The 9271-nt window shown below is 69.3% G+C and carries 7 protein-coding genes; all 7 read left to right on the plus strand.

Translation table 11 applies throughout. From position 1 onward, the window contains the following. Positions 1-127: 127 nt before the first annotated feature. From GZ998_RS00585 to pknB, 7 genes are read left to right on the plus strand one after another with little or no spacing between them, the layout of a single operon-like run. Positions 128-835, plus strand: coding sequence for a DUF3662 and FHA domain-containing protein (locus GZ998_RS00585; RefSeq protein ID WP_162679169.1), 708 nt, complete (start codon positions 128-130; stop codon positions 833-835). Further along, on the plus strand, positions 832-1287 hold the full coding sequence (locus GZ998_RS00590; protein ID WP_161923215.1) for an FHA domain-containing protein: 456 nt from the start codon (positions 832-834) through the stop codon (positions 1285-1287). Before GZ998_RS00585 ends, GZ998_RS00590 begins: the two co-directional genes overlap by 4 nt. Then, a complete protein-coding gene (locus tag GZ998_RS00595; RefSeq protein ID WP_162679168.1) occupies positions 1284-2837 on the plus strand; it encodes a PP2C family serine/threonine-protein phosphatase in 1554 nt (517 codons plus the stop codon). The genes GZ998_RS00590 and GZ998_RS00595 overlap by 4 nt, the downstream gene beginning before the upstream one ends. Continuing rightward, positions 2834-4342 (plus strand): FtsW/RodA/SpoVE family cell cycle protein, encoded by a 1509-nt coding sequence (locus GZ998_RS00600; RefSeq protein ID WP_162679167.1) that lies wholly within the window; start codon positions 2834-2836, stop codon positions 4340-4342. Before GZ998_RS00595 ends, GZ998_RS00600 begins: the two co-directional genes overlap by 4 nt. Then, the gene (locus GZ998_RS00605) at positions 4339-5832 is read left to right on the plus strand and encodes a penicillin-binding protein 2 (RefSeq protein WP_219108314.1); all 1494 of its coding nucleotides are present in this window, start codon (positions 4339-4341) and stop codon (positions 5830-5832) included. Before GZ998_RS00600 ends, GZ998_RS00605 begins: the two co-directional genes overlap by 4 nt. Next, positions 5829-7154, plus strand: a complete 1326-nt coding sequence (locus tag GZ998_RS13280) for a serine/threonine-protein kinase (protein WP_219108316.1) — start codon at positions 5829-5831, stop codon at positions 7152-7154. Before GZ998_RS00605 ends, GZ998_RS13280 begins: the two co-directional genes overlap by 4 nt. Beyond that, positions 7151-8971, plus strand: coding sequence for a Stk1 family PASTA domain-containing Ser/Thr kinase (gene pknB / locus GZ998_RS00615; protein ID WP_162679165.1), 1821 nt, complete (start codon positions 7151-7153; stop codon positions 8969-8971). Before GZ998_RS13280 ends, pknB begins: the two co-directional genes overlap by 4 nt. Positions 8972-9271: the final 300 nt, after the last annotated feature.

Genomic DNA, 9271 nt, shown 5'->3' on the forward strand with positions numbered 1-9271 from the left:
ATATGCACACCGTCCTCGGGCAGTGCCGGTATCGTGGCCCGATCAGGCCGCGGGCCGGGCAGTCGCCCGCCTCGCGGACGGCAGCGGCGCCGCCGCAGCCGCTCCAAAGCACACGGGGAGGTAGTCCATGGGTTTCCTGGACAAGTTCGAGAAGGGCGTCGGCAACGTCGCCAATCGGGCCATGTCCCGGTTCTCCGACGACGTTGAACCCATAGAGATCGCCTCTAAGCTGCGGGAGACAATGGACAAGCGCGCCGCCTCCTTCGCCCGCGACCGCTCCGTGGTGCCCAACGTGTTCCGCATCCACCTGGCCCCCAGCGACGTTGAGCACCTGGGCACCTGGGGCATGGATGAAGTGGTCCGGCAGATGGAGGAAGTGGCCACCACCCACGCCGGCGAGCAGGGCTACTCATTCGTCGGCCCGGTCGACGTCTCCTTCCTGGCGGACGAGCGCCTCACACCCCCCATGATCGAGATCGAGTCCTCCACCCGCCGCGGAGCCGCCGCCCCCGCTGCCGCCGCCACCGCCTCCCCAACCCACCCCATCCTGGACATCGACGGGCAGCGCTACCTGCTTACCGGTCCCGTCACCGTGATCGGCCGCGGCAGCGAGGCTGACATCATCGTGGACGACTCCGGCGTCTCCCGCCGCCACCTGGAGATCCGGCTGACCCAGGGCCACGCCATTGCCACGGATCTCGGCTCCACCAACGGCACCTTCGTCGAGGGCCACCGGGTCGACGCCGCGACCCTCCTGGACGGCAACACACTCACAATCGGACGCACCCGGATCATGTTCTGGGACGGCACGCAGGGCACAGGGACCAACGGGTGAGTGAGCTCGCATTCACCATCGCTCGACTGGGTTTCCTAGTCCTGCTGTGGGTTTTCGTCTTCCTCGTGGTACGCGCGCTGCGCCGCGACGTCGCCGACGTCTCCACAGCCCCGGCCCGGCGCCGCTCCACCCGTGAGTCCTCCCCGGCCGGCCGGAACCGCGGACCCACCCGCCTGGTAATCACCGAGGGCCCCCTGGCAGGTTCCATGGTGCCGTTGACGCCCACTTCCATCACCATCGGCCGCGACCAGAACTGCACACTCGTGCTCAACGACTCCTACGCCTCTTCCCGGCACGCCCGCGTATTCCCCAAGGATGGCGCCTGGTGGCTGGAGGACCTGTCCTCCACGAACGGCACCACGCTGGCGGGGCGCCCCGTGTACGGTGCCGTTGAACTGCCTGTAGGAGTGCCGGTGCGAATCGGCCAGACCACCTTGGAGCTGCGGCCATGACCATCTCCCTGCGCTACGCCGCCAGGAGTGACGTCGGGCTGGTGCGCGCCTCCAACCAGGACTCGGGCTATGCCGGCCCGCACTTGATGCTGCTGTGCGACGGCATGGGCGGACCCGCCGGCGGAGATATCGCCTCCGCGGTAGCGGTTGAGCACCTGGTGCCCCTGGACGCCGACTCCCACCAGGCCGGGGAGCTCCTCGACCTGCTGCGCGACGCCGTGCAGGAGGCGCACAGCGACCTCATCTCCCTGTCCAGCGACAACCCCGACCTGGCCGGCCTGGGGACCACCTGCATCGCCGTAATGCGCTCCGGCAACAAGCTCGCCATGGTGCATGTGGGCGACTCGCGCGCCTACCTGCTGCGCGACAGCGAGCTCACCCAGGTCACCACCGACCACACCTTCGTGGAGTACCTGGTGGAGACCGGCAGGCTCACGCGAGACCAGGCGCGTCGGCACCCCCAGCGCTCAGTGCTGCTGCGCGTACTGGGCGACGCCGAGGGTGAGGTCCAGCTGGACGAGTCCATCCGCGAGGCAGTGCCCGGCGACCGCTGGCTGCTTTGCTCCGACGGCCTGAGCGGTCCCGTCTCCGCCGAGACGATCGGGGAAGTGCTGGCCACCGTGGAGGATCCCGGCCAGGTCGGCGACCAGCTCATCGACCTTGCCCTGCGGGCCGGCGGACCAGACAACGTCACCGTGGTGGTGTTCGACGTCGTCGACGACGACCCCCAGCCGCAGACCGATACCCAGATCGTGGGCTCCGCGGCCAACCGGCGCGCCCGCCTGCACCAGGCCGCCACCGGCAACAATTCGCATTCCTCCCCGGAGCCGGCCGAGCCCGTAGAGGCCACCACGCCGGCCGCCAAGGCCGCCGCCCTGGTGGCCGGCCTGGACTCCACACCCCCGCCCACCGACACCGCCGAGGAGGAGGCCGTCGCCGCCCAGGCCCGCACCGAGCTCGCCCGGCGCCGCGTACGCCGGCTGCGTTCCGCGATCGCCTCCCTGATCCTGCTCCTGGCCCTCCTAGGATCCGGGGCACTGGGGTACCAGTGGACCCAGTCCCAGTACTACGTGACCACCCTGAACGGCCAGATCGCCATCTACCAGGGCATACCCCAGTCGGTCGGACCGTTCTCGCTCAGCCACGTGGTGCAGACCTACAGCCGGCCCGGCGTGGATGAGCTCAACGAGCAGATCCTGGCCAAGCTCGAGCGAACGGTGCAGCAGCCCTCCCTGGATGCGGCCCGCCAGTACGTGCGCACCACGGTGATGGACAACCTGGTGGACGTTCCAGAGGAACAGCCCACACCGGAGCCGACGCCGACCCGCTCTCCCACTCCCGCACCGACTAACTCCCCGGCGCAGACCCAGCGACCCACGCCGTCCGCGAGCGCGACGCGCACGGCGTCCTCCTCCTCAACCCGCGCCCTGGGGAGCACCCGGCCGGGGCAATCACCCCAGGCGTCCCAACGGCAGCCGGGGCAGCCGGATCCTGGCGCGATACCCGCTGAAGGACCTGCCGGGGGCCCTGCTGAGGGATCTGCTGCATGAGTTCACCCACCTTCCGCCCCGCACCGGTGCCGAGTTCGGCGTCGGCCCAGAGCACGGGCCGCTGGGCCGAGGCCGGGCTACTCATCATTGCTCTGGTCATCGGCCTGGCGGCGTTCGTGCTCACCGCCATCAACCGCACTGGCTCCTCCCCCGCCCAGTCGCTTCAACTCGCCGCCGCCCTCGCCGCGGTGTGCCTGGTGGTGCACCTGTGGGTGCGGCGTACCGCCCCCTGGGCGGATCCGGTACTGCTGCCGACGGCGGTCGCCCTAAATGGCATCGGGCTGGCAATGATCCACCGGCTGGACATGTCCTATGAGCGCTTGGGGCAGACCCACGACTATGGGCCCAAGCAGGCGGTGTGGACCGCGCTCGGTGTATTCCTGTTCTGCCTGGTTCTTCTGGTGCGTGACTACCGGTTACTGCGCCGCTGGGATCACCTGGCCATGTGGGGCGGTCTGGGGTTCTTGGTGCTGCCGTTCGTGCCCGGGCTGGGCACGGAGATCAACGGCGCCCGCATCTGGATCCGGCTGGGGCCGATGTCCTTCCAGCCGGCGGAGCTGACCAAGGTGGCGCTGGCGATCTTCTTCGCCTCCTTCCTGGTGTCCAACCGGGACAACCTGGCCCTGGCGGGCCGCCGCGTGCTGGGGGTGAACCTGCCGCGCGCCCGCCACCTGGCGCCCCTGCTGGTGGTGTGGGGCGTCAGCATCCTGGTGCTGGTGCTCCAGCGGGACCTGGGCTCCTCGGTGCTGCTGTTCGGACTGTTCGTGGTCACCCTGTACGTGGCCACGGACCGGCCCAGCTGGCTGCTTATCGGTGCGGCACTGTTCGTGCCGGCGGCATGGTTCGCGGCCACCCACCTGGCGCACGTGCAGCAGCGCATCACCGCCTGGCTCAACGCCATGGACCCGGGCGTCTACGAGATGCCGGGCGGCTCCTGGCAGCTGGTGACCGGCCTGTTCGGCATGGCTTACGGCGGGCTGATGGGCACCGGCTGGGGTGAGGGCTACCCGAACCTGACCACCTTCGCCAACTCCGACTTCATCGTCGCCTCCCTCGGGGAGGAGCTGGGGCTGACGGGCACGCTCGCCATCCTCATGCTCTACCTGATCCTGGTGCAGCGGGGGCTGCGCACGGCCCTGGCCCTGCGGGACGGCTTCGGCAAGCTGCTGGCGACCGCCCTGTCCTTCACCATCGCCCTGCAGGTGTTCGTCGTAGTCGGAGGTGTCACGCGCCTGATCCCGCTTACGGGACTGACCACCCCCTTCCTCGCCTATGGCGGCTCCTCCCTGATTGCCAACTGGATCATCCTGGCGCTACTGGTACGCCTGTCCGACGCCGCCCGCCGCCCCACCGCCGCCGCCCCCCGCATCATCGACACTGCGGAGCTGCCCTCCTCGCTGCGCAAGCGGGTGCGTGACGCCGACGACGCCGCGGACGCTGAAGCTAGCGACGGTCCGCCCGCCTTCACGCCCGCGCAGCCAGCACCTAAGGAGGGCAGCGCATGAACCGGCAGATACGACAAGTCACTGTCCTAGTGCTAGTCATGATGCTTGCGCTGGCGGCTTCACTGACCAGCGTCCAGGGCCTGAGCCGCCCAGCACTGTGGGAGTCATCCTCCCGGCAGGGCACCCTGACGACGGACGCGCGCAACTCGCGCATGGTCTACGCCCAGTTCGGCACCGACCGCGGGCAGATGCTGGCGGGCGACACCGTGATTGCCGACTCTCAGGCCTCCGACGACGCTTACACCTACCAGCGCACCTATCCGGGCGGGGAGCTGTACGCCCCGGTCACCGGCTACTTCTCCACCTCCTTCTCCTCCATGACCGGCCTGGAGCTGGCTGCCAACCCCGTGCTCAACGGGGAGGACCCCTCCCTGTTCTCCAGCCGCATCAAGTCCCTGATCACCGGCGAGACCCAGCAGGGCGGTGCCATCAAGCTGACCATCGACCCGCAGGTGCAGCAGGCCGCCTGGGACGCCCTGGGTGGCCGCCGGGGCAGCGTCGTCGCCTTCGACCCTTCCACCGGTGCGATCCTGGCAATGGTCTCCTCACCCTCCTACGACCCCAACCTGCTGGCCTCCCACGACGCCGACACCGCCCAGTCCGCCTGGGATACCCTGGCCGCTGACCCCGCCAAGCCGCTGAGCAACCGGGCCATCGCCGGTGACCTGTACGCACCCGGCTCGACCTTCAAGATCCTGACCATGGCCGCCGCCCTGCGTACCGGAACGGCCGGTGCCTCCACCGAGGTGGAGGCACCGGACACCCTGACCCTGCCGGGCACAAACCACGCCCTGTCCAATTACGCCGGTGAGTCCTGCGGGAACGGCAAGGTCACACTCACCTACGCCTTCGCCGAGTCCTGCAACACTCCCTTCGCCCAGCTGGCCATGGACGTGGGCGACGAGGAGCTGGCCACCGAGGCCGCCAACTGGGGCTTCGGGGAGAACCTGGAGATACCCCTCACGGTCACCCCGTCCATCTATCCGGCCAACGACTCGCAGGCACAGACCGCCATGGCCGGCATTGGGCAGGCGTCGGTGCGGACCACCCCGCTGATGATGGCCTCGGTGGCGGCAACCATCGCCAACGGCGGTAAGCAGATGACCCCGTACCTGATCTCGCAGGCACTGGACTCGGACCTGTCAGTCGTCTCCACCACCTCGCCGTCCGTCGCACGCACCCCGATCGACTCCAGCACGGCGCAGACCCTGTCGGAGATGATGCAGCAGGTCGTTACCGACGGCACCGGCACCACCGCGCAAGTGGCCGGGGTAACCGTGGCCGGCAAGACCGGCACCGCCGAGACGGGCTCGGCCGAGGGCGGTCCGGTCACCTGGTTCGTCGGCTTCGCCGGCACCGATATCTCCAAGCCCACGATCGCCCTCGCCGTCGTCCTGGACGGCGGCGAGCAGACTGCCACCACCGGCACCGGCGGCTCAGTTGCGGGACCGATAGCCGCCTCCGTCATTGATGCGGCGGTGGATCAGTGAAACCCGAGCCTGGACTGGAGCTGCAGGGGCGCTACCGCCTGGTCGAGCGCATCGCCCTGGGCGGCATGGGGGAGGTGTGGCGCGCCACGGACCTGCGTTCCGGGCGCGCGGTGGCGGCGAAGATCCTACGGCCCGAGCTCGCCGGGGATGAGATCTTTCTGTCCCGGCTGCGGGCCGAGGCCGCCAACTCCCGGGGGCTGCGGCACCCGAACCTGGCCGTGGTCCTGGACTCCGGTGAGCGGCGCGGCTCCGGCTGGATCGTCATGGAGCTGGTGCAGGGCCGGGCCCTGTCAGACATCCTCGCCGAGCGGGGCACCATGCCCCCGGAGGAGATCCTGCCGATCCTGGCACAGGTCGCCCGCGCCCTGCAGGTGGTGCACGACTCCGGCGTCGTGCACCGGGACGTCAAGCCCTCGAACATCCTGATCAACCGGGAAGGGCTGGCCAAGCTCACCGACTTCGGCATTTCCATGGGCGTCAACCAGCGCCCCATGACAGCCACGGGCATGGTCATGGGAACGGCCCAATACCTGGCCCCCGAGCAGGCCATGGGCAACATGGCCACGCCGTCCGGGGACTTGTACGCGCTGGGGGTCATCGCCTACGAGGCACTGGCCGGACGGCGCCCCTTCACCGGCTCCACCCAGGTTGACATCGCCTTCGCCCACGTCAACCAGCCGGTTCCGCCGCTGCCGGACGATCTGCCCGAGCAGGTACGGGAGGTGGTCATGGAGCTGCTCGCCAAGAAGGCCGCCGACCGGCCCCGCACCGCGCGTGAGCTCGCCCGCCGCCTAGACCGGATTGTGGTCAACCTGCCGGCGGAGTCCTGGGATCCGCGCCAGGCCCCCACCTGGCGCGCCACCGGGCGCAGGAGCGCTGAGCGCCCCGGCGGCACTGGCAGCTCCGCGGCCGGGGGCGCCGATACCTCCGCTACCACCGGCGCAGCTGGTACCACCGGGAACGCCGCCACCGGCAACAGCACCAACGCGGGCGCAGGCGGGCAGCCGACCACGAACCAGCCGCATACCGCGGTCGGCGGCGCGCAGGCGGACCGGGAGCCGCCCACCGCGACCCGCTCCATCCCCGCTGCGGATCAGACCCGCTCCGCCGTCGCCGACGCCCCCGAAGCCGGTCACGCGGCAACCCGGCACGCTTCCGGCAGGGAACGGTTTGGGCTGCCCGCCGGCACCATCCGGATCGTGGTCATCATCCTGATCCTGCTCGCTCTGCTGTTAACGACGGGTACCCTTGCTTCAGCGCACCCGGGCGCCTCACGTGATTCAGCGGTCGCGTCAACCACCTCTTCAAAGGAGGCACTGTGACGATTCAGTCCCCTCAGCAGATGCTCGCCGGACGGTACGAGCTGCGAGAGCTCATCGGTCGCGGCGGCATGGCCGAGGTGCACCTCGGTTATGACACGCGTCTGAGCCGAATCGTCGCCATCAAGCTGCTGCGCTCGGACATCGCCGGAGACCCCACCTTCCAGGCGCGGTTTCGGCGAGAGGCGCAGTCTGCGGCTGCCCTGAACCATCCGTCGATTGTGGCCGTATACGACTCCGGTGAGGAGGAACTGACCCAGCCCGACGGCTCAACCCGGGTCGTCCCCTTCATCGTCATGGAGTACGTCGAGGGGCACACGGTGCGTGAGCTCCTCGGCGAGGGCGAGGCGGTACCGATCCCGGAGGCGGTGGAGATCACCACCGGAGTACTCGACGCCCTGGAGTACTCCCACCGCGCCGGCATCGTGCACCGCGACATCAAGCCCGGCAACATCATGCTCACCCAGGCCGGCGCCGTGAAGGTCATGGACTTCGGCATCGCCCGGGCCGTGGAGGACTCTGCCGCTACCGTCACCCAGACGCACGCCGTGGTCGGTACCGCCCAGTACCTGTCTCCGGAGCAGGCCCGCGGCGAGGTGGTCGATGCCCGCTCCGACCTGTACTCCACCGGCTGCCTGCTGTATGAGCTGCTCACCGGCCAGCCGCCCTTCACCGGCGACTCGGCGGTGGCGATCGCCTACCAGCACGTTCGGGAGATCCCGAAGACGCCGTCGTCCATCGCCGCCGACATCCCCGACTCCCTGGACCGGGTGGTCCTCAAGGCCCTGGCCAAGAACCGGGATGACCGCTACCAGGACGCCGCGCATATGCGGGCCGATCTGCTGGCGGCTGCCCGCGGCCTGGACGTGGCCGCGCCGGCTACCGACACCTGGGCGGCCACCGCCGTCATGGCCCCGGAGGCCGCCGCTGCCGCACCCTCCCCGGAGGAGGAGTCGGCGGCGCCGTCGGAGGAGGAGCAGCCGCGTAGGCGCTGGTGGCTGTGGGTGCTTGTCCTGATTGCCCTAATCGGCCTGGGCACGCTGCTGGGGCTGTCCGCCTCAGGGTTCTTCGGTGGCGGCCCGACCCCCACCCCGACGCCGACCGCCACGGCTGTGGCCGTGCCGAACGTGTCCGGCATGAGCGAGTCCGATGCACAGGCCGCCATTGAGGGCCTGGGGCTGGTTTACGAGAAGGGTGAGGACGTCAACTCAGACACGGTTGACGCCGGCCTGGCCGTATCCACCGACCCCGGCGACGGTACCTCGGTGCTGCTGGGCTCCACCGTCACCGTGCACTTCTCCTCCGGTTCGGCCATGGTGGATGTACCCGACGTGACCGGCAAGTCCCAGGCCGATGCCCGTACGGCGATCACCGACGCCGGCCTGAGCGTCGGTGACGTAACCACCGAGGACTCCGCCGACGTCGCCTCTGGCGCGGTCATCCGCACCGACCCGGTGGCCGGAACCCCGGTGGAGCGCGGCTCGACGGTCTCCCTAGTGGTGTCTTCGGGCAAGACCACGGTGCCGAATGTGGTTGGCATGTCGCAGGAGGAGGGGCAGGCCGCAATTACTGCCGCCGGCCTGAACTACAACAGCTCCACGGTGGAGGAGACCACCAATGATGAGAGCAAGGACGACCAGTACGTTGTCACCGCGGTAGACCCGGGCGCGGGATCCTCGGTTGACACCGGCCAGTCGGTGACGCTGACCATCACTCACTACACCTACCAGGCGCCTGCCACCATCGCTCCGACGCAGCAGCCCACAACCGCGCAGTCCGCCGAGGCGAATGACGACGAGCACAACCAGGCCGACCAGTAACCGCCGAGGTCGGTAGATATGGCCAGGCCGGCACCCGTCCGCGCGCATAGGCGCAGGCGACTGCGCGGGCTAGTCCGGCTCTCCAGCTCAAGGGCATGGTGGTGTCAGGTATGCGTATCTCGGTAGGTCGGTGTGGCGGTTCGTACCTCGTGGCGACGGTTCGTACCTGGTGATGACGGTTCGTACGTTCTGGTCGACGATTCGTACCCTGTGGTGACGGTTCGTACGGTAGGGGTACTGTGCTGTCTCCACACTTCTGGGACGGTTGAGTCTCATGACTTCTGGGACGGTTGAGTCTCA

The organism is Actinomyces sp. 594, assembly GCF_019325145.1.
GTDB lineage: Bacteria > Actinomycetota > Actinomycetes > Actinomycetales > Actinomycetaceae > Actinomyces.

Excerpts from the sequence above, each read along its gene's own strand:
- GZ998_RS00585 (WP_162679169.1), top strand. The coding sequence starts at position 128 with ATGGGTTTCCTGGACAAGTTCGAGAAGGGCGTCGGCAACGTCGCCAAT.
- GZ998_RS00595 (WP_162679168.1), top strand. The coding sequence starts at position 1,284 with ATGACCATCTCCCTGCGCTACGCCGCCAGGAGTGACGTCGGGCTGGTG.
- GZ998_RS00600 (WP_162679167.1), top strand. The coding sequence starts at position 2,834 with ATGAGTTCACCCACCTTCCGCCCCGCACCGGTGCCGAGTTCGGCGTCG.
- GZ998_RS00605 (WP_219108314.1), top strand. The coding sequence starts at position 4,339 with ATGAACCGGCAGATACGACAAGTCACTGTCCTAGTGCTAGTCATGATG.